Genomic DNA, 23,183 nt, shown 5'->3' with positions numbered 1-23,183 from the left:
CGAGAGAGCGCTAGACGAGCGCAGACACAGGGTGCTCCCAGGGACCGGCACTAGCGTGGGCCCGTGATCAGGTTCGCGCTCAAGGTCGTCGTCATGGCCGTGGCGTTCTACTTCCTCGCCCAGTACCTGCCGGGGATCGACGTCATCGGCAACGAGGACGCGCCCCTCGGCGTCACCGGGACCTTCCTGTGGGTCGCGCTGCTGTTCGCCGTGGTCAACGCGGTGGTGGGGCCGATCCTGCGGTTCCTCTCCTTCCCCGCCGTCCTGCTGACGCTCGGGCTGTTCCTCCTCCTGGTCAACGCCGCGCTGCTGGGCCTGACGGCGGCGCTGTCCGACCGGCTCGACGTCGACGGCTTCGGCACCGCGGTGGTCGGCGGGCTGGTGCTCGCGGTGGTCGGCTGGCTGGCCGACACCGTCCTCGAGCGGAACTGACGGGGTCCTCCGCGGCGCGCCGGGCGGATCGCTCGCGGTGACGCGCACCACGCGGCGCACTAGCGTGGACTGTCGTGGTCAGCACGTCCGAGGCCGGTCCGGTCCCCGCACCCCAGGAGAACGGCGCCTCCGACCTGCCGCCGGAGCTGGCCGCCCTCGAGGCGGCCAACGACGAGAAGCGCGCCCTGCTCGCCGAGGCCGCCCGCGCCGCGGCCGGGGACCCGGCCGGTGACCTGCCCGCGGGCTGCGGAGCGGGCGACCTGCCCGCCCTGCTGACGCGCTACTACTGGAGCGAGCCGGCCGCCGAGGTCCTGGGCCACGAGCCCGCCGACCTGGCGGGCCTGGCGCTGCGCCACCTGCGGGTGGCCGCCGTCCGCCCGCAGGGCTCGGCCACCGTCGCCGTCGAGCGGGTGGCCGACGGCCGCGGCCTGCTGCTCGTGGTCACCGACGACATGCCCTTCCTCGTCGACTCGGTCACCGCGGAGGTCGTCCGCCAGGGCGTGGGCCTGCAGCACGTCGTGCACCCGGTGGTCGTCGTCCGCCGCGACGTCACCGGGGCGCTGCGCGCGTTCTGCGACAGCGGGCTGACCGAGGTGGGCTCGTGCGGCCCCGACGCGCTGGCCGAGTCGTGGATCGCCGCGGTGCTCGACGGCCCGCTGGACGACGAGGCCGCCGCCGACCTGGTGGCCGGGCTGCGGACCGTGCTCGCCGACGTCCGCGCCGTCGACGAGGACGCCCCGCGCACCGCCGCCCGGGCCCTCGAGCTGGCCACCCGCCTGGAGGAGCGCGGCAGCGCCGACGTCGCCGACCCCGCCGACGACCCCGCCGAGGCCGCCGCGCTGCTGCGCTGGCTCGCCGACGGCAACTTCGTGTTCCTCGGCGCCCGCGACGTCGAGGTGGGGACGGCGGTGCGCGCGGTCCCCGGCAGCGGCCTGGGCGTGCTGCGCAGCGACGCGGCCCCGGCGCTGCCCGAGGCGCCCGGCGCGCTCGGCCCGGCGCTGCTCACGGTCACCAAGGCCGACACCCGCTCCACGGTGCACCGTCGCGCCTGGCTGGACCTGGTCGCCGTCACCCTGCCCGCCGACGGCGACCGCCCGGCCCGCCAGCACCGCCTGGTCGGGCTGTTCCCCACCGCCGCGGCCGCCGCCGGGGTCCGCGACGTCCCGCTGGTGCGCCGCCGCGTCGCCGAGGTGGTCGCCCGGTCGGGCGTGCCGGCCGACAGCCACACCGGCAAGACGCTGGTCGACGTCCTGGAGACCCTCCCGCGCGACGAGCTGTTCCAGGCCTCCTCCGGCGAGCTGCTGCCGGTCGCCCTGTCCGTGCTCTACCTGCAGGAGCGCCGGCTCACCCGGCTGTTCCTGCGCCGCGACCCGTGGGGCCGGTTCTGGTCGGCGCTGGTCTACCTGCCCCGCGACCGGTACACGACCGAGGTCCGGCTGGCGATGCAGCAGCTGCTGCTGACCCGTCTGGGCGGGCGCGACATCGAGTTCACCGCGCGCTCCACCGAGTCGGTGCTGGCCCGGCTGCACTTCGTCGTGCGGGTGCCGGTGGGCCGCGACGGCGTCCCGACGCCGGGCGGGGTCGACGTCGAGGCGCTGCAGCGCGAGCTCTCCGCCGTCGCCCGCAGCTGGACCGACGACCTCTCCGACGCCCTCGCCGAGCGGTACGGCACCGAGGCGGAGCAGGTGCTCGCGCGCGTCGCCGACGCCTTCCCGTCCGTCTACCAGGAGGACTTCCCGGCGGCGACGGCCGTCGAGGACCTCGCCCGCCTCGACGCGCTGGCCCCCGGCGAGCTGGGCCTGCGGCTGCGCCGCCCCCGCGGCGCCGGTGCCGCCGAGCCGCGGCTGACCGTCTACCGGGTGGGGGAGAGGCTGTTGCTCTCCGACGTGCTGCCGGTGCTGCAGCACATGGGCGTCGACGTCGTCGACGAGCGGCCCTACGAGATCGACCGGATCGGCGCCCCGCCGGCGTGGATCTACGACTTCGGGCTCACCGCGCCCGGCGGGGAGCTGCCCTTCCCCGGCTCGCTGCCCGAGCGGTTCACCGAGGCGGTGGCCGCGGTGTGGCGCGGCGAGGCCGAGGACGACGGCCTGGGCGCGCTGGTGCTGCTCGCCGGGCTCAACTGGCGCCAGGTGACCGTGGTGCGCGCCTACGTGCAGTGGCTGCGCCAGGCCGGGCTGCCCTTCGGCCAGCGGTACGTCGAGGGGGTGCTGGCCGCGCACCCCGACGTCGTCGCCCGCCTCGTCGCGCTGTTCGAGACCCGCTTCTCCCCGGGCCGCGAGGCCGGCCGCGCCACCCGCCAGCAGGCGCTGGCCGACTCGCTGCGGGAGGCCATCGGGCGGGTGGAGTCCCTGGACGCCGACCGGGTGCTCACCAGCCTGCTGGCCGCGGTCACCGCCACCCAGCGCACCACCTACTTCGCCCCCGCGGCCACCCGGCCCGCGCCCCTGGCGATCAAGCTCGACCCGCACGCCGTCCCCGACCTGCCCGAGCCGCGCCCGGCCCGCGAGGTGTTCGTCAGCTCGCCGCGGGTGATGGGCGTGCACCTGCGCTTCGGCGCGGTCGCCCGGGGCGGGCTGCGCTGGTCCGACCGGCGCGAGGACCTGCGCACCGAGGTGCTGGGCCTGGTCAAGGCGCAGATGGTGAAGAACACCGTCATCGTGCCGACCGGCGCCAAGGGCGGCTTCGTCGTCCGCCGGCCGCTGCCCGACGGCGCCTCCCGCGAGGAGGTGCTCGCCGAGGGGCAGGCCTGCTACCGGGTCTTCATCGGGGCCCTGCTGTCGCTCACCGACAACCTCGTGGGCGGGACGGTGGTGCCGCCGGAGCGGGTGGTCCGGCACGACGGCGACGACGCCTACCTCGTCGTCGCCGCCGACAAGGGCACGGCGACCTTCTCCGACCTGGCCAACTCCGTCGCGCTCGAGCGCGGGTTCTGGCTGGGCGACGCCTTCGCCTCCGGCGGGTCGGTCGGCTACGACCACAAGGCCATGGGCATCACCGCCCGCGGCGCGTGGGAGTCGGTGACCCGGCACTTCCGCGAGCTCGACGTCGACGTGCAGAGCCAGGAGTTCACCGTCGTCGGCGTCGGCGACATGTCCGGCGACGTGTTCGGCAACGGGATGCTGCTCTCCGAGCACATCCGCCTGGTGGCCGCCTTCGACCACCGGCACGTCTTCGTCGACCCCACGCCGGACGCGGCCGCCTCCTTCGCCGAGCGGCGCCGGCTGTTCGACCTGCCCCGCTCCTCGTGGGCCGACTACGACCCCGCGCTGATCAGTGCCGGCGGCGGCGTCTGGCCGCGGACGGCGAAGGCGATCCCGGTCAGCGAGCCGATGCGCGCCGCGCTCGGCCTGCCCGAGGACGTCGAGACCCTCTCGCCGGTCGAGCTCATCCGGGCGGTGCTGCTCGCGCCGGTGGACCTGCTGTTCAACGGCGGCATCGGCACCTACGTCAAGGCCGCCGGCGAGAGCCACCTCGACGTGGGGGACAAGGCCAACGACGCCGTCCGGGTCGACGGCGGGCAGCTGCGCGTGCGCGTGGTGGGGGAGGGCGGCAACCTCGGGCTGACCCAGCGCGGCCGCGTGGAGTACGCGCTGGCCGGCGGCCGGGTCAACACCGACGCGATCGACAACTCCGCCGGCGTGGACACCTCCGACCACGAGGTGAACATCAAGATCGCGCTCAACGGGGTGGTGGACGCCGGCGAGCTCGACGCCGAGGGCCGCGCCGCGCTGCTGGCCGACATGACCGACGAGGTCGCCGCCGCCGTCCTCACCGACAACCACGCGCAGAACGCCACGCTGGCCGCCGAGGTGAGCTCCGCGCGCAGCCTGCTCGACGCGCACGAGCGGTTCCTCCGGCACCTGGAGCGCTCGGGACGGCTGGCGCGCGCCGTCGAGGCGCTGCCCGACGAGCGCGCGCTGGCCCAGCGGCGGCGCGACGGACAGGCGCTGACCAGCCCGGAGCTGTCGGTGCTGCTGGCCTACGCCAAGCTCGAGGTGAGCGACGCCGTCCTGCACTCCGACCTGCCCGACGACCCGGCGCTGGCCGGCCTGCTCACCGACTACTTCCCGCAGGCGCTGCGCGAGCGCTTCCCCGAGGCGGTCGCGGCGCACCCGCTGCGGCGGGAGATCGTGGCCACCGCGCTGACCAACCGGGCGGTCAACACCGCCGGGATCACGGGCCTGTTCCGGCTGGCCGAGGAGACCGGCGTCGACCTCGTCGGCGTGGTGCGGGCGCACGCGGCGGCGCGCGCGGTGTTCGGCGTCGACCGGCTGTGGGACGCCGTCCGGCCGCTGGACAACCGGGTGCCCGCACCGGTGCAGGTGGAGCTGCGCACCGAGGCGACGCGGCTGGCCGAGCGCGCCACCCGCTGGCTGCTGCGGCTGCCGGAGCTCGTCGGCGGCGCGGCGGTGCCCGTCGGCGACGTGACCGACCGGTTCGCCGCGCCCGTGGCGGCGGTGCGGGCGGGCCTGCCCGGGTGGCTGCTGGGTGACGAGGCGGCGGCCTACGCCGAGCGGTCGGCGCACCTGCAGCGGGCGGGCGTGCCGGCGGCCCTGGCGGGGGAGGTGGCCGCCGCGCCGCTGCTGCCGGTCGCGCTGGACCTGGCCGTCGTCGCCGAGCGGACCGGCGCGCCGATCGAGCTGGCCGGGCGGGTGACGCAGGAGCTGGCCGAGCGGCTGGCGCTGGTGCCGCTGCGCGAGCTGGTCATCGCGCTGCCCCGCGACCGGCGCTGGCCGTCGATGGCGCGGGCCTCGCTGCGCGACGACCTGGCCGCCGAGCAGGCCGAGCTCACCGCGGAGGTGCTCGCCGGTCGCGGCGGGCAGACCGACGCCGCCGCGCTGGTGGCGGCCTGGGCGGCGTCGTGGGACGCCGGCCAGCGCCGTGCCGCCGCGCAGCTGGCCGACCTCGCGGCGGGGGACCGGCACGAGCTGCCCGAGCTGCTGGTGGCCGTCCGGACGCTGCGCGGCCTGCGCCGCCGCTGAGGAGGGGTGCCGCCGGTGCCGCCGTCCGCCGCCGCGCCGGCTGTGCGGTGACTGTGAGGGTACGGTCCGTCACGACCTGACCCGACCGGCCACCGGTGCCCCGCGCGTCCGGCCCGGCACCCGACGGCCCGGCGCCCCGTCCCGGACGGTGTGACCCGTACCACTCGGAACCGGGCCGGGCGGGTGTCCCGGCCGGAGGAGGGACGGGGCCATGAGCGAGTCGAGGACGGGACGCCGCTGGCGGACCGCGGGCGTGGTGGCGATCGCGGGCGGGACGCTGGCGCTGCTGCCGCTGACCGGTGCCCTCGCCGGGGGAGAGGACCCCGCGGACGGCGACGGCGCTGGTGGCGGCCAGGGCCACCCGCGCAGCGTCATCTTCGTCAACGGCGACGGGATGGGCGCCGCCCACCGGGAGGCCGCCCGCCTCGAGCAGGAGGGCTTCGACGGGCAGCTGGCCATGGACCAGCTGCCCGTCGCCGGGCTGCAGACCACCGACGCGCGGGACCCGGAGGACACGGTCACCGACTCCGCGGCCGCGGCGTCGGCGTGGGCCACCGGGGTGAAGACGTACAACGGCGCGATCAGCGTCGACGTCGGCGGCGACCCCCTGCTCACCATCGGGCAGCAGGCCGAGGCGGCGGGTCTGGCCGGTGGCATCGTGACCACCGCGCAGGTCACCGACGCCTCGCCCGCCGCGTTCTTCGCCAACAGCGCCGACCGCTCGGCGCAGGACGACATCGCCCGCCAGTACCTCGAGGTCAGCCGGCCGGAGGTCGTCCTGGGCGGCGGCGAGGACTGGTGGCTGCCCGCCGGCGACGAGGGCACCCACCCGCCGCGCACCGGCGACACCGAGGACCCGGAGGTGTCCCGCAGCACCCAGGGCGACCTGGTCGCGCAGGCCGAGGCGCAGGGCTACGAGTACGTGAGCACCGCCGAGGAGTTCGCCGCCGCCGACTCCGACCGGCTGCTGGGTCTCTTCAGCAACGAGGAGATGTTCCAGCAGCGTCCCGAGGGTCAGGGTGACGAGTTCGACCCGGTCGTGTCCCTCGCCGACATGACCACCACCGCGCTCGACGTGCTCTCCCAGGACGAGGACGGGTTCTTCCTCCTGGTCGAGGAGGAGGCGGTCGACGAGATGAGCCACGACAACAACGCCGCGCGGATGCTGGAGGCGATGCGCTCCCTCGAGGCGGCCGTCGACGTCGCCCGGGCGTACGTGGCCGAGCACCCCGACACGCTGCTCGTCGTCACCGGCGACCACGAGTGCGGCGGGCTCACCATCGAGGACGTCGACGCCGAGGACGAGAGCGGCCCCGGCGGCACCCTGCCGCAGGAGACCGCGGTCGAGGGCGGGACGGAGTCCGGTGAGGACGGCCCGTTCGTCGTCGCCGGCACCGACGGTGCGTACGACTTCGCGCTGGACTGGACGACGACCGGGCACACCGGCGTGCCCACCGTCGTCACCGCCGAGGGGCCGGGCAGCGAGGAGCTGACCGGTCACTACCCCAACACGCACCTGTACGACGTCGTGTCCTCGGTGCTGTTCGACTGATCCCGGGCGGGCGGCACCCTGGGGGACTCCCGGCGCGGGAAGTCCCCCAGGGTGTCGCCGGCCCTCGCCCGGACGTCACCCGGCGGACACCTCGGCGGCCCAGGCTGGGCGCGACCGCGCACCGGCCCACCCCGGGAGGCCCCGATGCACGCCCCGACCCCCGCGCCGACCCCCGCGCTGACCCCTGTCCTGACCCCTGTCCTGGCCCGCACCGCCGCCCGCACCGCCGTCCGTGCCGCGACCGCCTCCTGGGGCGGGGAGCGACGGCGGCAGCGCCTGCGGGTGTGCACCTCCGCGGAACTGCTCACCGCGCTCGGGCTGCGCGTGCGGGTGGTCAGCTCGCCGGTCGGCTGGCCGCGCGGCCCGCGCCTCGTGGTGGCCGACGCCGCCGGCTGGCTCGACGTGCTCGCGCTGGCCACCGTCGTCCCGGGCACGCCGGTGGTCGACGCCGCCCTGGCCGGTACGCCGCTGGCCCGGGTGCTGGCCCGACGCGGCGGCCTGCTGGTCGACGACGGGTCGGCTGCCACCCGGGCCGCGGTCACCGCGCTGCTCCGCCGCGGGGACACCGTGGTCACCTCGCCCGGCGGGACGACCGGCGGCGGGCCGGGCCGCTTCCGCCCCGACGCCCTCGCCCCCGCCGTCGACGCGCAGGCCGCGGTGTGCCCGGTCGCCGTCCGGCCCGCCGCGGGGGACGTCGTCGAGGTGCACCTGCTGCCCGCCCTGGAGCCCGGACGGGCGGCCCGCCCGCTCGCGGCGCTCGCCGGGTACGCGGTCGCGCACGTACCGGAGTCGGACGTGCCGCTTCCTGCCCGCGCCGCGCGTGCCCGCCCCGAGCCGGGGTACCGCCGCACCGGACCCTGACCCGTCCGGAGGGAGCCCCCGTGCAGCCCGACACGCTCGTCGACCGCGACACCGCCGACCCGGCGACGGGTGACCCTCCCCCCACCACGGAGGCCCCGCGGGAGGCCGAGGTCCTCGACCTGTCGCGCTGGCGGCTCAACGCCCTGCCCGACGAGGACAGCGACGAGGACTGGGACGACGACCGGCAGCTCTTCGGCCCCGACGGCGCCCTGGTCGAGACCTGGCGCGAGGGCTATCCCTACACCGAGCGCATGCAGCGCCGGGAGTACGAGATCGAGAAGCGGCGGCTGCAGATCGAGCTGCTCAAGCTGCAGGGCTGGGTGAAGGACACCGGCCAGAAGCTGGTCATCGTCTTCGAGGGCCGCGACGCCGCAGGCAAGGGCGGCACGATCAAGCGCTTCACCGAGCACCTCAACCCCCGCGGCGCCCGCGTGGTCGCGCTGGACAAGCCCAGCGAGCGCGAGCAGGCGCAGTGGTACTTCCAGCGCTACGTGCAGCACCTGCCCGCGTCCGGCGAGATCGTGCTGTTCGACCGGTCCTGGTACAACCGCGCCGGCGTCGAGCGGGTCATGGGCTACTGCACCGACGAGCAGTACGAGCAGTTCATGCAGGACGCGCCCGAGCTCGAGCGGATGCTCGTCGACAGCGGCATCCGGCTGTTCAAGCTGTGGTTCTCGGTCTCCCGCGGGGAGCAGCGGACCCGCTTCGTCGTCCGGCAGATCGACCCGGTGCGGCAGTGGAAGCTCTCGCCCACCGACCTCGCCAGCCTCGGCAAGTGGGACGCCTACACCCAGGCCAAGGAGGCGATGTTCCTGCACACCGACACGAGGCACGCGCCGTGGACGGTGATCAAGAGCAACGACAAGAAGCGCGCCCGGCTCGAGGCCATGCGGCACGTGCTGTGCCGGCTGGACTACGAGGGCAAGGACTGCGACGTCGTCGGCGACCCCGACCCGCTCATCGTCGGCTCGGCCGCCGACGTCCTGGAGGAGTCCTCCGACACCCCGGTCGCCCCGCCGCCGCCCCGCGCCGGCCGTCGCTGACCTCGTCTGCGGCTCTCTAGCCGGACGGCTAGAGAGCCGCAGACGGCCTCAGAGAGGCGGACGGCGGCGCCCGTGGCCGGTGGCCTGCTCGATCGCGTGCGCGACCTCCAGTAGCTGCCGGTCGGCGCGCGGTGCGGCGACGAGCTGCAGGCCGACCGGCAGGCCGTCGGGGGTGAACCCGGCGGGCAGCGACAGCGCCGGGCAGCCGGTGGCCGAGACCAGCGTGCAGGAGCGCATCCAGCCCAGGTAGTCCGGCTGGGGCACCCCGGCGACCTCGGTGGGGTACTCGAGCTCCACCGGGAACGGCAGCACCTGCGTGGTGGGTGCCAGCAGCACGTCGAAGCGGCCGAAGAAGCCGACCACCTCCTCGTACAGCCGGGTGTGCGCGAGCTCCGCGCGGGCGACGTCGGCCCCGCTCAGCGCCGCGCCGGCCGCCGCGTTCCAGCGGATGGTCTCCTTGACCGCGTCCGGCGAGCCGCGGACGACGTCACCGAAGGTCGCGTCGAACAGCCAGGCGCGCAGCGTGCCGAACACCTCGTCGGCCTCGCGCAGGTCGGGGCAGGCCTCCTCGACCGTGGCGCCCAGCGACTCGACCACCGGCAGCACCCCGCGCAGCACCGCCGTGATCGCCGGGTCCACCGGCACCAGGCCCCCGAGGTCGGGCGCCCAGGCCACCCGCAGGCCGCGCAGGTCGCCGTCCAGGGGTGCGGCGAAGCCCGCGGGGTCGTCGGACAGCGACAGCGGCGCCCGCGGGTCGGGCCCGGCGATCGCGGAGAGCACCAGGGCGACGTCGCCCACCGTGCGGCCCAGCGGCCCGTCCACCGACAGCGTCGACCAGCCCATCGCCGCCGGCCAGGTCGGCACCCGGCCGGGTGTGGGCCGCAGGCCGACGACGTTGCAGAACGCCGCCGGGTTGCGCAGCGACCCGCCCATGTCGCTGCCCTCGGCCACCGGCACCAGCCCGGCGGCGAGCGCCGCGGCCGCGCCGCCGCTGGACCCGCCGGCCGACAGCCCGTGCCGGTAGGGGTTGTGCGTGACCCCGAACAGCTGGTTGACCGTGTGCGAGCCGGCGGCGAACTCGGGCACGTTGGTCTTGCCCACCCGGACCGCGCCCGCGCGGCGCAGCCGCTCGACCACCAGCTCGTCGTGCAGCGGCACGGTCTCCGCGTGCAGCGGCGAGCCCCAGGTGGTGCGCATGCCGCCGGTGCGGTGGTTGTCCTTGTGCGCCACCGGCAGCCCGTGCAGCGGCCCGACCTCCTCGCCGGCGGCCAGCGCCGCGTCCGCGGCGTCCGCGGCGGCCCGGGCGCCCTCGGCGTCGAGCGTGACGATGGCGTTCACCTGCGGGTCCACCCGCTCGATGCGCGCCAGGTGCGCCTCCAGCAGCTCCCGCGCCGACACCTCCCGCTCGCGCACGAGGGCGGCCAGCTCGGTGGCCGGCCGGAGGCAGAGGTCGCTGTCGTCGGCAGCGTCGATCGCGGTCACCGGGGGAGGGTGCCACGCGCCGCCCTCCCCCGGGGACCGCAGGCCCGGGGCCGTGGGGCCGGCGCGCGTGCAGGCGCGCGCGGGGAGTCCTCGACCGGGACGGCGACCGCCTCGGCGCCGACCACCCCGGCGGCGAGGCCGACGCCCCGGGCGGGGACGATCGGGACATGACCAGCGAGGCGGGGACCGGGACCGCACCGGGGACGGCACCGGACGGCGGGACGGCGCCGCCGCCCGACGACGGCGCCGTGCCCCCGGCCGACGACGGCGCCACCTTCGCCGACCTGGGGCTGCGGCCCGAGCTGCTGGCGGCGCTGTCCCGCCTCGGCTACGAGGAGCCCACCCCGATCCAGCGCGAGGCCGTGCCGCCGATGGTCGAGGGCCGCGACCTGCTCGGCCAGGCCGCCACCGGCACCGGCAAGACGGCCGCCTACGCGCTGCCGGTGCTGCAGCGGCTGCCCGACGACCGGCCGGGCGGGGACCCGCTGGCGCTGGTCCTCGTGCCCACCCGCGAGCTGTGCATCCAGGTGTCGGAGGCGCTGCACCGCTACGGCCGCGACCTCGGCGCCCGGGTGGTGCCGGTCTACGGCGGGCAGCCGATCCCGCGGCAGCTGCGGGCGCTGGAGGCCGGCGTCGACGTCGTCGTCGCCACCCCCGGGCGGGCGCTGGACCTGCTGCAGCGCGGCAGCCTGCACCTGGGCGGCGTGGCCACGGTGGTGCTCGACGAGGCCGACGAGATGCTCGACATGGGCTTCGCCGAGGACCTCGAGGCGCTGCTCGACGAGGTGCCCGAGCAGCGGCAGACGGTGCTGTTCAGCGCCACCATGCCGCGCCGCCTCGACGCCATGGCCCGCCGCCACCTGCGCGACCCGCTGCGCATCCAGGTGGCCCGCGAGGTGCCGGTCGAGGGCGAGGCCCCGCGGGTGCGCCAGACGGCCTTCGTCGTCGCCCGGGCCGCCAAGCCCGCGGCGCTGGGCCGGGTGCTCGACGTCGAGAGCCCGACGGCGGCCATCGTCTTCTGCCGCACCCGCGACGAGGTCGACGACCTCACCGAGACGCTCAACGGCCGCGGCTACCGCGCGGAGGCGCTGCACGGCGGGATGAGCCAGGAGCAGCGCGACCGGGTGATGAACCGGCTGCGCAGCGGTACGGCGGAGCTCCTGGTGGCCACCGACGTCGCCGCCCGCGGCCTCGACGTCGAACAGCTCACCCACGTCGTCAACTACGACGTCCCGGCGGCGGCGGAGACGTACGTGCACCGCATCGGCCGGGTGGGCCGCGCGGGGCGCGAGGGCGTGGCGATCACCCTGGTCGAGCCGCGGGCGCACCGGATGCTCAAGACGATCGAGCGGGTCACCGGCGCGCCCATCCACGTCGAGCGGGTGCCCACGGTCGCCGACCTGCGCGCCCGCCGGCTCGAGCTCACCCGCGCCGCGCTGCGGGAGAGCCTGCTCGGCGACGACCTCGAGCGCTTCCGCTCCGTCGTCGACTCGCTCACCGACGAGTTCGACGTCGTCGAGGTGGCGCTGGCGGCGGTCAAGCTCGCCCACGAGGCCACCACCGGCCCGGACGACGACGAGGAGATCCCGGAGGTCACCCTGCGTCCCGAGCGCCCGCGGCGCGACGGCGACCGGGGTGACCGCGGCGACCGGGGTGACCGGGGCCAGGGGCGGCCGCCGCGCGCCCGCTCCGTCGGCGGGGACACCGAGCGGCTGTTCATCGGCGCCGGCCGCAGCGCCGGGGTGCGCCCGGGCGACCTGGTCGGCGCGATCGCGGGGGAGACGGAGCTGCGTGGCCGCGACGTCGGCGCCATCGAGATCGCCGAGCGGTTCAGCCTCGTCGAGGTGCCGGCGGCCGCCGCCGAGGACGTCATCACGGCGCTGCGGGGGAGCACGATCAAGGGCCGGAAGGTGACCGTCCGCCGCGAGCGGCCGCGCTGACCGGCGGGGGACCGCCGGCCTGCGGAACGGCCGGGTCCGCTCCACGTTGACACCGTCGTTACCCGTTTGTGACGCTGGCCACCTTCTCGCCCCGGAGGACGCGCTGGTCCGGGGCCCGACTGATGGGAGACGACGGTGGCCGATGCCCCGGACATGACCGAGGTCCTCGCCGACGCACCGACGAACTGGGGCAAGTGGGGCGACGACGACGAGGTCGGGGCGCTGAACTACCTGACCGCCGACGAGGTCCTGCGCGGCGTCCGGCACGTGCGGCAGGGGAAGGTCTTCACCCTGCAGCGGCTGATCGGCGACCCGAAGGGCGACCCGGTCTGGCCGGGGCGCGCGCCGGCCGAGCGGACGATGATCCTCGACGAGTCCTCGTGGGACTCCCCGGACGCCCCGCAGTTCCCCGGCGGCCTGCACTACGCGGACGACAAGATCGACGCGTTCCTCCAGGGCTCCACGCAGTACGACGCGCTGGGTCACGTCTGGTACGGCGGCCAGATCTGGAACGGCTACGACGCGCGCAGCACCGTCGGCGGGCTCGACCGGGCCAGCGTCGAGCCGATCGCGCGCAAGGGCGTCGTCGGCCGCGGGATCCTGCTCGACATGGCCCGCTTCCGCGGCAAGCCGTACCTCGACAAGGGCGAGACGTTCACCCACGAGGACCTCGTGGCCTGCGCCGAGGCCCAGGGCACCCCGATCGAGAAGCGCGACGTCCTGCTGATCCGCACCAACTTCCTGCAGCTGTTCTTCGAGCAGGGCCAGGCCTTCTACGAGGGCTTCAACGAGCCCGGCCTGGTCTACAGCCCCGAGCTGGTGCGGTGGTTCCAGGACATGGAGATCCCCAACCTGACCACCGACACGATCGCCAACGAGGTCACCTACGACCCCAACAACGGGACGGCGCTGCCGCTGCACTGCGCGCTGATGCGCAACCTCGGGGTGACCCTCAGCGAGATCGCCGACCTCGAGGAGCTCGCCGAGGACTGCGCCGGAGACGGTCAGTACACCTTCCTCTACGCCGCGGCGCCGCTGAAGATCCACCAGGCGACGGGCTCCCCGGTCAACCCGCTCGCCGTCAAGTGACCAGCAGGAGGGGACGACGATGAGCGTCTACACCGACCGGCCGTGGCTGTCCCTCTACGGCGAGGGCCAGCCGGCCGACATCACCCCCGAGCACGACACGCTGCTCGACGTCTTCCGCGCGTCGCTGGCGGCCGCGCCGGACACCGTGGCGATCCGCTACTTCGACGGCGTGCTCACCCTGGCCGACCTCGACGCCGCCTCGGACGCCCTCGCCGTCGCGCTCGCCGAGAGCGGGTTCGCCCCCGGTGACCGGATGGGCGTCTACGTGCAGAACGACCCGGCGTTCGTCATCGGGCTGCTCGGCGCGTGGAAGGCCGGCGGCGCCGCGGTGGCGATCAACCCGATGAACAAGGCCGGCGAGCTCACCTACCTGCTCAGCGACTCCGGGGCGACGGCGCTGCTGTGCCTCGAGCAGCTCTACGAGTCGGTGGCGCGCGACGTCGTGGCCAGCGGCGAGACCAAGGTGCAGACCGTGGTCACCTGCTCGCCGCTGGACCACCAGTCCCGCGACGACGCCCGCGTGCTCGGCGACGCCGTCCGGTCGCGGCAGGAGGACACCCTCGACCTGGCCGAGCTGCTGGAGACGCACGCCGGGCGCACGCCGGCGCCGGTGGCGCTCTCCGGGGACGACGTGGCGATCCTGACCTACACGTCGGGGACCACCGGCCGGCCCAAGGGCGCCATGAACACCCACGCGACGATGGTGTTCAACGCCTGCACCTACCGGGAGTGGATGCGGCTGACGCCCGACGACGTCGTCCTCGGCGTCGCGCCGCTGTTCCACATCACCGGGCTGATCGGGCACGTCGCGCTCGCGCTGCTGCTGCCCTGCCCGCTGGTGCTGGCCCACCGGTTCCACCCCGAGGTGGTGCTCGACGCCATCCGGGAGCACCGGCCGACGTTCACCGTCGGGGCGATCACGGTGTTCATCTCCCTGTCGGGCGTGGAGGGCGTGGGCCGGGAGGACTTCGCCTCGCTGCGCACCATCTACTCCGGCGGTGCCCCGATCGCGCCCGCGATCACCGACGCGTTCGAGGAGAAGACCGGCCGCTACATCCACAACATCTACGGCCTGACGGAGACCAACTCGCCGTCGCACGCCGTCCCGATGGGCGTCAGGGCGCCGGTGGACCCGAACTCCGGGGCGCTGTCGGTGGGCGTGCCGGTCTACAACACCGTCGTGCGGATCCTGGGCGAGGACGGCCAGGAGCTGCCGCCGGGCGAGGTGGGGGAGATCGCCACCTCGGGGCCGCAGGTCGTGCCCGGCTACTGGGGCCGGCCGGAGGCGACGGCGGAGTCGCTGCCGGGCGGGGAGCTGCGCACCGGCGACGTCGGGTTCATGGACGAGCAGGGCTGGTTCTACCTGGTCGACCGCAAGAAGGACATGATCAACGCGGCCGGCTACAAGGTGTGGCCCCGCGAGGTCGAGGACGTCCTCTACGGCCACCCGGCGGTGCGCGAGGTCGCCGTGGTCGGGGTGCCCGACCCCTACCGCGGCGAGACGGTGAAGGCCTTCGTTTCGCTCAAGCCCGGCTCCTCGGTCACCGCCGAGGAGGTCGTCGCCTGGGCGAAGGAGCGGATGGCGGCCTACAAGTACCCGCGGTCGGTGGAGTTCGTCGACGAGCTGCCCAAGACCACCACCGGCAAGATCCTCCGCCGGGAGCTGCGGGACAGCTGACGGGACGACCCTCCCGCAGGACCCCGGAGCTCGCGAGCGCCGGGCCCTGCGGGAGGGTCCCTCAGGGGGTGGCCGGGTCGTCGGGGACGACGTCGGGGACGCGGTTGGGGCCGGCGACCAGCGGCCGCGGCCGGTCCTGGCGGTGCAGGCGCACCGCGACCAGGGCGACGTCGTCCTCCGGCCGGCCGTCGACCAGCCGCTCGAGCACCTCGTCGAGCATCTCCTGCAGCGGCCGTGCGGCCAGCTCGCGCAGCGCCTCGCGCAGCCGGCTCATGCCCGCGTCGAGGTCGGCGTCGCGCCGCTCGATGAGGCCGTCGGTGAACAGCAGCACGGTCGCGCCGCGGTCGAGGGTCACCACCGACTCCTCGCGGGTCGCCCGGGGGTCGACGCCGAGGAGCAGGTCGCCGCGCCAGGAGGCCAGTTCGGCCACGCTGCCGTCGGGGTTGACCACCAGCGGCGGCAGGTGCCCGGCGTTGGCCCAGCGCATCCGGGTGACCCCGCGCCGCAGCTCGTCGTCGGTCTGCTCGAAGCGGGCCACCGTCGCCGTGGCCAGCACCCGGGTCTGCAGCAGGGCCATGGACGCGTCCAGACCGCGCAGCACCTCACCGGGGCCGGCGTCGCTGTAGGTGGCGATGCCGCGCAGCAGCCCGCGCAGCTGGCCCATGGCCGCCGCGGCCTCGGTGTCGTGCCCGACGACGTCGCCGATCACCAGGGTCGTCGCCCCGCCCGGCTGCAGGAACGCGTCGTACCAGTCGCCGCCGACCCGGGCGGCCTCGGCGGCGGGCAGGTACCGGACGGCGATCTCGGCGTGGTCGGGCTCGGGCGGCTCGGTGAGGAGGCTGCGCTGCAGGCCCTCGGCCAGGGCCCGCTGCTGCCCGTAGAGGCGGGCGTTGTCCAGCGCGAGGCCGGCCCGGTCGGCGACGTCCTGCGCGGTGGCGAGGTCCTCCTCGCGCGGGGCCCAGCCGCGCCGGAAGTACAGCGTCATCACGCCCAGCGTGCGGTCGCGGCCCCGGAGGGGAAGACAGACCCCCGACTCGGGGGCCAGCGCGGAGACCAGGTCGCGGGCCTCGCCGTCGGGCAGCAGGCCGCGGACGACGTCGGAGGCCTCCATGACCGGTTCCCCGGTGAGCAGCGCCCGCATGAGCGGTGACGTGGCCGGCATCGCGTCGAGCCGGACGGCGGCGTAGCGCTCGACCAGCGCGCGGGCGGCGGGGTCGACGTGCCACTGCCCGACGTCGCGCGGGCGGCCGTCGGGGTCGACGACGGTCACGATGCACCAGTCGGCGAGCGCGGGGACCACCAGCCGCGGCAGGTGGGCGGTCGCCGACTGGGCGTCCAGCGCACCGGCCAGCTCCGCGCTGACCTGGGCGAGCAGCGCCAGCCGCTGGGCGCCGCGCTCGGCGCGGTCCTGCACCCGGCGGCGCTCGGTGACCTCGAGGAAGTAGACCGAGAGGCCCTCCGGGCTGGGCCAGGCCCGCAGCTCGTACCAGCCGTTGAGCGGGGCCGGGTAGTGCGCGTCGAAGTGCACCGGCCTCCCGGTGCGGACGGCGGCGCGGTAGCTCTCCTCGAAGACGCTGTTGATCGCGGCCGGGAACGCCGTCCACAGCACCTGGCCGAGCAGCTCGTCGCGGCTGCGCCCCAGCAGCCGCTCGGCCTCGGCGTTGACGTGGGTGAACCGCCACTCACGGTCGAGGGAGTAGAAGCCGGCGGGCATGGCCTCGAGCACCCGCGCCACCCGCACGCCGGCGGCCCGCTCGGCGGTGGTGTCGTAGGCGGCGCCCAGGACGCGGGCCGCCGACCCGGTCTCGTCGCTGAGCGTGCGGCCGCGGGCCTGCACCCAGCGGGTCTCCCCGTCGGGCCACACGACGCGGTACTCGGCCTCGTAGTCACCGCAGGCGGCGATGCTGGCCTGCAGCGCGTCGGTGACCCGCGCCAGGTCGTCGGGGTGCAGCCGCTCGTTGAACGCCTCGATGGTGCCGTCGAAGGTCTCGGCCGTGTAGCCGAACATCTCGATGACCCGCGCGTCCCAGGTCAGCTCTCCGGTGCGCAGGTCCCAGTCGAACGTGCCGATGCCGGCGGCGTCGATGGCCAGCCCCCACCGCAGCCGCTCGCTCTCGTAGGCGGTGGTGAGCGCCGCGAGCTCCAGTTCGGTGACCGCGGCGTCGGCGAGCTGCCGCAGCGTGGCGACGTCGGTGTCCGACCACGGACGCGGCACGGGGCAGACCACGCACAGCACACCGACGGTGTGGCCCTGGGAGTCGACCAGCGGCGCGCCCAGGTAGGCGCCGACGGCCCCGGCGGCCACCGGCGCCAGCTCGCCCACCACCGGGTCGGCCTGCGCGTCCGGGACGGCGTAGGGAGTCCGGTCGGCGGCGGCCACCGCGCAGGCGGAGGTCTCCAGCGGGGTCTCGCTGCCCACGGTGCCCGCGGGCAGGCCGACCGCGGACACGACGACCTGGACGTCGTCGAGCAGGGAGACCTGCGCGATCGGGGCGCCGAGGAGCCGGGCGGCCAGCTCGGCGATCCGGTCGAGGGCGGCGCTGGCATCGCGCAGCCGCAGCCGCCGGGCGGCGTCGGACCGGGGCCGGTCGGCCTGCAGGGCCTCGGCGGCCGTGCGCAGGTCAGTGACCGGACCCCCGGGATGGGGCCGCGACGTGTCGTCCACCGAACCTCTCATGTCCGGCTCGGAGCCGACTCGATGCGGGCAGTGGGACCGGCCGCTGTTCGAACGGGCTGCCGCAGAGCATCGTAGGCGACCCGGGTTGCGGCCAACAGGTCTGACCGCTCACACTCCGCGCCCTGACGCTCGGTGACGACCGGCTGCTCAGGACGGCGGGAGGACCAGGGTGAGCGCCGTCCCACCGTCGTGTTCCACGTGCAACCCGGCGCGGCGCAGCAGCGCCCGCACCCGCACCGCGCCGTCCGGCTCGGCCGTGGTGGTGGCCAGCAGGCGGGCCACCCGCCCCTTGTGGGCCTTGTTGGCGTGGCTGACCACCGTGCGCGAGCCGTCGGGCCGCTCGCTGAGGACGTCGACGGTGACCGCGCCCGGTACCGGGGCCAGCGCCTGGTACTCGCCGCTGCGCAGGTCGACGACGAGCTCGCCGGTGGCGGCGAGCAGGGCGCCGAGCGCCGGCCGCCACAGCGTCCGCAGGGTCGGCAGCCCGGGCAGCTGGGCGCCGGCGGAGAGCCGGTAGGCGGGGATGGGGTCCGTCGCCCGGGCCAGGCCGAACAGCGCCGAGCCGACGGCCAGCCGCCGGTCGGCCCGCGCCCGCTGCGCGCGGGTCATCGAGCGCACGTCGAGGGCGTCGTAGAGGACGCCGGTGTAGCGCTGGACCGCCGGCGTGGTGGGGCTGTCGCGCAGGGCGGCGTTGCGGCCGATCTCGGCGTCCTGGCCGGGGGAGAGGCCCAGCGCCGCCCGGGCGGCGGGCGGGTCGGCGGCCAGGGTGACCAGCGCGTCGACCAGCGTCTCGCGGACCGGCGTCAGCTCGGGGGACCCGAGCGCGCGGAGGTCGAGCGGAGCGCCGTCCCCGTCCGGGGACTTGGTCTCCGACGGTGGCAGCAGCACGAGCACGGGGACCCAGGGGAGGTGCCCGGTCGCCCTCCGCCGTCCGGGGCGGGCGGACGACGGCAGAGGTTGCCGGACGTCACCCGGTGGTGTGACATGGACCACCCCGTCGAGGGGACCACGAGCGGGCGGGGACACCCGCGCCGACCGGCGCGGACAGGGCACGGGGGCGGGCGGCGGCCCGTTCCCGGACGAGAGTCAGGGGACGCCGGTGGCTGGCAACAAGGCCGTGATGTACATGGGTCCGGGCAAGGTCGAGGTGGCCGACCTCGACTACCCCGGGCTCGAGCTCAAGGAGGGGCCAGGGGTCAACCCGGCCAACGTCGGCCGCAAGACCCCCCACGGGGTCATCCTGCGGACGGTGGCCACGAACATCTGCGGCAGCGACCAGCACATGGTCCGCGGGCGCACGACGGCGCCCGAACGCCTGGTGCTCGGCCACGAGATCACCGGCGAGATCGTCGAGAAGGGCTCCGACGTCGAGTTCCTCCAGGTCGGCGACATCGTCAGCGTGCCGTTCAACATCGCCTGCGGACGCTGTCGCAACTGCAAGGAGGGCAAGACCGGCATCTGCCTGAACGTCAACCCCGATCGGCCGGGCTCGGCCTACGGGTACGTGGACATGGGCGGCTGGACCGGCGGCCAGGCGGAGTACGTGATGGTCCCGTACGCCGACTGGAACTGCCTGAAGTTCCCCGACCGCGACCAGGCGCTGGCCAAGATCCGCGACCTGACGATGCTGTCGGACATCTTCCCGACCGGCTACCACGGCTGCGTGACCGCCGGCGTCGGCACCGGCTCGACGGTCTACATCGCCGGGGCCGGCCCGGTCGGGCTCGCGGCCGCGGCCTCCGCCCACTTGCTCGGCGCTGCGGTCGTCATCGTGGGCGACCTCAACGCCGACCGGCTCGCCCAGGCGCGCAGCTTCGGGTGCGAGACCGTCGACGTCTCGAAGGGCGACCCGAAGGACCAGATCGCGGAGATCCTGGGCGAGCCCGAGGTGGACTGCGGCGTCGACGCCGTCGGCTTCGAGGCCCGCGGACACGGCAAGGACGCCGAACGCGAGGCGCCGGCGACGGTGCTCAACTCGCTGATGGACATCACGCGGGCCGGCGGCGCGCTCGGCATCCCCGGCCTCTACGTGACCGGGGACCCGGGTGCGGCCGACGAGGCGGCGAAGACCGGGTCGCTGTCCATCCGGCTGGGGCTGGGCTGGGCCAAGTCGCACGCGTTCACCACCGGCCAGTGCCCGGTCATGCGCTACCACCGCCAGCTGATGATGGCGATCCTGCACGACCGGGTGCAGATCGCGAAGGCGGTCAACGCCGAGGTGATCCCGCTGGAGGACGCCCCGCGCGGCTACCAGGAGTTCGACCAGGGCGCGGCGAAGAAGTACGTGCTGAACCCGAACGGCCTGATCCCCGCCTGAGAGAGGACCCGTGAGGCATAGGAGGCTCTCCGCACGTCCCGGCGCGCTGGACGTGCGCATCGCCTCCTATGCCTCGGTCCTTCTTCAGGTCCAGTACAGGAGACGGGCCTGGGGCAGCCGCTCGGCGACCTCGCGCTCGAACCAGCCGCGCAGCTCGGCCATCGTGTCCTTCGGGTACACGTGCTTGATCGAGCCGAACTTGCCCCGCTTGGTGGTGCGGCGGGACTCGTCCATCTCCAGCCTGGTGCGCGGGTACCAGTCGAGCAGCGTCTCCTTGCTGCCCGGCGTGAACCGGTGGGTGATGCACTCGACGGTGAGGTCGTGCCCGGCCGGGACGGCGGCGGCGATGCCGTCGAGCAGCTCGGCGTACTGCTCGCGCCAGCCCTCCACCGGCATGATCGGCGCGATGGTGACGCCGACCGGGTACCCGGCGGCGGCCACCGCGGACAGCGCGCGCAGCCGGGCGGGCACCTTCGCCGTCGCGCCCTCGAAGCGGCGGTCGACCGACGTCGCGTTGACCGAGAAGCGCAGCCGCGTCCGCCCGCCGTGGGGGAGGGCGAGCAGGGCGGCGACGTCGTCGAACTTGGTGGTGGCCCGCAGCTGCACGGGGCCGGCCCAGTCGTGGGTGCCGAAGTGCTCGACCATCCGCGCCAGGCCGCCGGTCAGGTGCTCGATGGCCAGCGGGTCGGTGTAGCAGGACGCCTCGAACGTCGTCCCCTCGCCACCGCGCTCGAGCGTGCCGGAGGTGATCGTCCCCCGGCCGACGTAGTCGTCGAGGCCCTCGAGGACCTCGTCGAGGTCGGCCCACACCCGGGTGATCGGCGGACCGCCCAGCGAGCCGGCGAGGTAGCAGTACTGGCAGTGCGCGGGGCAGCCCTCGGCCAGGTCGAGCCGGAAGTCGGCCGACGGCGGGATGGGCTGCAGCTTCCGCTTGGACGGCGGCGGCACGACGAGGGCCATCGTGTCCTTGGCGGCCATGAAGGCGGCGCGGTCGTCGTCGCCGGTCAGCGAGGGCAGTCGGTCGCCGCGGAGCAGCTCGACGGCGTCGACTCCGGCGGCCTCCAGGCGGGCGAGGACGCGCTGCCCGTGCGGGCGCTCGGCCGCCGAGCGGGTGACCAGGACCCGCTGGGGGGTCCACAGCCGGGACGGGGCGGGGACGTCGGGGGAGGAGGTGGCGGCGGGCGGGGTGAGCAGCGCGGTCATCGCCTGGTGCAACACCCGGCGGGTGCTGCTCATGCCCAGCTCGGCAGCCGGATCCGGGGTGTCCCGGGTCGCCGGGGACCCCGCCGTCGGCGAGGGTCGGGGGGTGTCCGGCGCCTGGCTGCCCACCCTGGGCCTCGCGGCCGCCGTCGCCGCCGGGGCGGTGACGCAGCGGGTCACCGGCCTGGGCTTCAGCCTCGTCGCGGCGCCCTTCCTCGTGCTGCTCGCCGGGCCGGTCACCGGCGTCCTCGTCGCCAACGCGCTCGGCGTCGCGGTCGCGCTGCTGGTGCTGGGACAGGTGTACCGCCACGTCGACCTGCGCCGCGGCGTGCTGCTGCTGGTGCCCGCCCTGGCTGCCGTCGTCCCGGGTGCCCTCCTCGCCCGGGTGGTCCCGGCCGCCGTGCTGCAGGTGCTGGTCGGCGGCACCGTCGTCCTGTCGCTGCTGGCGGTCCTGGCCCTGGGCCGCTGGGTCGCGGGCGGGCCGCCGGGGCCGGCGCGTCCCGGGACGACCGTGGTCGCCGGCGCCGCCACCGGCTTCCTCACCGCGACCGCGGGCGTCGGCGGTCCCGCGCTGACGGCGTACGCGGTGGCCACCCGGTGGCCGCAGCTCGCCTTCGCCGCGACCGCCCAGCTGTGCTTCGCCGCCGTCGGCGCCACGGCGGTGGCGGTCCGGGGGCTGCCCGTGCTGCCGGCGACGACGTGGGCCGCCGCGGCCGCCGCGCTCGCCGCCGGCGTGGTCGGCGGGACGGCGCTGTCCCCCCGGGTGCCGCCCGCCGTCGCCCGCACCGGCGCGCTGGCGGTCGCCCTGGCCGGCGGCCTGGCGACCGTGGTCGACGGCCTGCTGGGCGGCTGAGCGCCGCTGCGCCGGGAGCGGACACGCGCGCGGCGGGCGGCGCGGCCCGGCACGCTGGGCACGTGGACGTGCTGGTGCTCGGCGGGACGGCGTGGCTGGGCCGGGAGGTGTCGCGGCAGGCGCTGGCACGGGGCCACGCGGTCACCTGCCTGGCCCGCGGGCAGTCCGGCGGGGTGGCCGACGGCGCGCGGCTGGTGCTCGCCGACCGCGAGCGGCCCGGCGCCTACGACGCGGTCGCCGACCAGGAGTGGGACGCCGTGGTGGAGGTGTCCTGGCAACCGGCGTCCGTCCGCGAGGCGCTGGCGGCGCTGGGCGCCCGCGCCCGGCACTGGGCGTACGTCTCCTCGGTCAGCGTCTACGCCTCCCGGACGGTCCCCGGCGGCGACGAGACCGACCCCCTGGGCCGGTCCACCGCCGAGCCCCGTGTGGACCGGGAGCTGTACGGGCCGGCGAAGGTCGCCTGCGAGGAGCTGTCCCGCGCCGCGGTGGGGGACCGTCTGCTCGTGGCCCGCGCCGGCCTGATCGGTGGCCCCGGTGACCACACCGGCCGCTCCGGCGCCTGGGTCGCCCGTGCCGCGCGCGACCCGCACGGGCCGCTGCTGGTGCCCGACACCCCCGACCTGCCCACCCAGGTCGTCGACGTCCGCGACCTCGCCGGCTGGCTGGTCGGGTGCGCGGAGCGGTCCGTCACCGGTGTGTTCGACGCCGTCGGCCCGGTCGTCCCGTTCGACGGGTGGGTGACCGCCTCCCGCGCGGTGGCCGGGCACACGGGTCCGGTGGTGTCCGCGCCCTCCGACTGGCTGCTCGAGCGGGGCGTCGGGCCCTGGGCGGGTCCGGACTCGCTGGCCCTGTGGCTGCCGGCGCCCGAGGACCGCGGCTGGTCGGCCCGCTCCGGGGCGCGCGCGGCGGCTGCGGGGCTGCGCCACCGCCCGCGGGAGGAGCTGCTCGCCGACGTGCTCGCGTGGGAGCGCACCCAGGGGCTCGACCGGCCGCGGGGAGCCGGGCTGAGCGCCGCCCGGGAGGCCGAGCTGCTCGCCGCGCTGCTGGCCGGGCCGGGCCGCTGACCGGCCCGGC

At 75.9% G+C, this 23,183-nt stretch carries 15 protein-coding genes; 11 read left to right on the top strand and 4 right to left on the bottom strand.

Going from position 1 to position 23,183, the window contains the following annotated elements; all coding sequences use genetic code 11:
* Nucleotides 1-63: 63 nt before the first annotated feature.
* The 5 genes from LY71_RS21020 (at nucleotide 64) to ppk2 (ending at nucleotide 8,873) form a co-directional block, all read left to right on the top strand.
* Nucleotides 64-432: a phage holin family protein gene (locus LY71_RS21020; RefSeq protein ID WP_106281436.1), complete on the top strand. Its 369-nt coding sequence runs from the start codon at nucleotides 64-66 to the stop codon at nucleotides 430-432.
* Nucleotides 433-506: 74 nt separating this feature from the next.
* Nucleotides 507-5,417: an NAD-glutamate dehydrogenase gene (locus LY71_RS21015; RefSeq protein WP_211297461.1), complete on the top strand. Its 4,911-nt coding sequence runs from the start codon at nucleotides 507-509 to the stop codon at nucleotides 5,415-5,417.
* Nucleotides 5,418-5,628: 211 nt separating this feature from the next.
* On the top strand, nucleotides 5,629-6,969 hold the full coding sequence (locus tag LY71_RS21010) for an alkaline phosphatase (protein ID WP_106281434.1): 1,341 nt from the start codon (nucleotides 5,629-5,631) through the stop codon (nucleotides 6,967-6,969).
* Nucleotides 6,970-7,113: 144 nt separating this feature from the next.
* On the top strand, nucleotides 7,114-7,830 hold the full coding sequence (locus tag LY71_RS21005) for a lysophospholipid acyltransferase family protein (protein WP_106281432.1): 717 nt from the start codon (nucleotides 7,114-7,116) through the stop codon (nucleotides 7,828-7,830).
* A 20-nt stretch (nucleotides 7,831-7,850) separates the two neighbouring features.
* Nucleotides 7,851-8,873: a polyphosphate kinase 2 gene (gene ppk2, locus LY71_RS21000; protein ID WP_245888167.1), complete on the top strand. Its 1,023-nt coding sequence runs from the start codon at nucleotides 7,851-7,853 to the stop codon at nucleotides 8,871-8,873.
* Between the two features lie 48 nt (nucleotides 8,874-8,921).
* Here ppk2 and LY71_RS20995 read toward each other — a convergent pair whose 3' ends face one another.
* On the bottom strand, nucleotides 8,922-10,355 hold the full coding sequence (locus LY71_RS20995) for an amidase (RefSeq protein ID WP_245888165.1): 1,434 nt from the start codon (nucleotides 10,353-10,355) through the stop codon (nucleotides 8,922-8,924).
* A 167-nt stretch (nucleotides 10,356-10,522) separates the two neighbouring features.
* Here LY71_RS20995 and LY71_RS20990 point away from each other — a divergent pair, with 167 nt between their 5' ends.
* The 3 genes from LY71_RS20990 (at nucleotide 10,523) to LY71_RS20980 (ending at nucleotide 15,062) form a co-directional block, all read left to right on the top strand.
* Nucleotides 10,523-12,295, top strand: coding sequence for a DEAD/DEAH box helicase (locus LY71_RS20990; protein ID WP_106281430.1), 1,773 nt, complete (start codon nucleotides 10,523-10,525; stop codon nucleotides 12,293-12,295).
* A gap of 135 nt (nucleotides 12,296-12,430) precedes the next feature.
* Nucleotides 12,431-13,384, top strand: a complete 954-nt coding sequence (locus tag LY71_RS20985; RefSeq protein ID WP_106281428.1) for a cyclase family protein — start codon at nucleotides 12,431-12,433, stop codon at nucleotides 13,382-13,384.
* A gap of 19 nt (nucleotides 13,385-13,403) precedes the next feature.
* A complete protein-coding gene (locus tag LY71_RS20980; RefSeq protein WP_106281426.1) occupies nucleotides 13,404-15,062 on the top strand; it encodes an AMP-binding protein in 1,659 nt (552 codons plus the stop codon).
* A gap of 61 nt (nucleotides 15,063-15,123) precedes the next feature.
* Here LY71_RS20980 and LY71_RS20975 read toward each other — a convergent pair whose 3' ends face one another.
* Together LY71_RS20975 and yaaA are read right to left on the bottom strand one after the other, a co-directional pair.
* Nucleotides 15,124-17,727, bottom strand: a complete 2,604-nt coding sequence (locus tag LY71_RS20975; RefSeq protein ID WP_245888163.1) for a SpoIIE family protein phosphatase — start codon at nucleotides 17,725-17,727, stop codon at nucleotides 15,124-15,126.
* A gap of 159 nt (nucleotides 17,728-17,886) precedes the next feature.
* Complete coding sequence (yaaA, locus tag LY71_RS20970) at nucleotides 17,887-18,633, bottom strand: peroxide stress protein YaaA (protein WP_106281422.1); 747 nt, start codon at nucleotides 18,631-18,633, stop codon at nucleotides 17,887-17,889.
* A gap of 205 nt (nucleotides 18,634-18,838) precedes the next feature.
* On the opposite strand from yaaA, the gene fdhA reads away from it, so the two are divergent.
* Complete coding sequence (gene fdhA, locus LY71_RS20965) at nucleotides 18,839-20,056, top strand: formaldehyde dehydrogenase, glutathione-independent (protein ID WP_106281420.1); 1,218 nt, start codon at nucleotides 18,839-18,841, stop codon at nucleotides 20,054-20,056.
* Between the two features lie 84 nt (nucleotides 20,057-20,140).
* On the opposite strand, the gene LY71_RS20960 is transcribed toward fdhA, so the two are convergent.
* Complete coding sequence (locus tag LY71_RS20960; protein WP_170121428.1) at nucleotides 20,141-21,292, bottom strand: SPL family radical SAM protein; 1,152 nt, start codon at nucleotides 21,290-21,292, stop codon at nucleotides 20,141-20,143.
* Between LY71_RS20960 and LY71_RS20955 the strand changes: the two genes are divergently transcribed.
* Nucleotides 21,243-22,109 carry a TSUP family transporter gene (locus tag LY71_RS20955; RefSeq protein WP_106281416.1) on the top strand — a complete coding sequence of 289 codons (867 nt, stop codon included), beginning with the start codon at nucleotides 21,243-21,245 and terminating at the stop codon, nucleotides 22,107-22,109. The two genes, LY71_RS20960 and LY71_RS20955, sit on opposite strands and share 50 nt — an antisense overlap.
* A 62-nt stretch (nucleotides 22,110-22,171) precedes the next feature.
* On the top strand, nucleotides 22,172-23,173 hold the full coding sequence (locus tag LY71_RS20950) for an NAD-dependent epimerase/dehydratase family protein (RefSeq protein ID WP_106281414.1): 1,002 nt from the start codon (nucleotides 22,172-22,174) through the stop codon (nucleotides 23,171-23,173).
* Nucleotides 23,174-23,183 lie beyond the last annotated feature (10 nt).

Origin of the sequence: Geodermatophilus tzadiensis (assembly GCF_003002915.1) — a bacterium.
GTDB lineage: Bacteria > Actinomycetota > Actinomycetes > Mycobacteriales > Geodermatophilaceae > Geodermatophilus > Geodermatophilus tzadiensis.
Note: the sequence above shows the minus strand (reverse complement) of the source record. Positions and strands in the feature narration are given on the sequence as shown.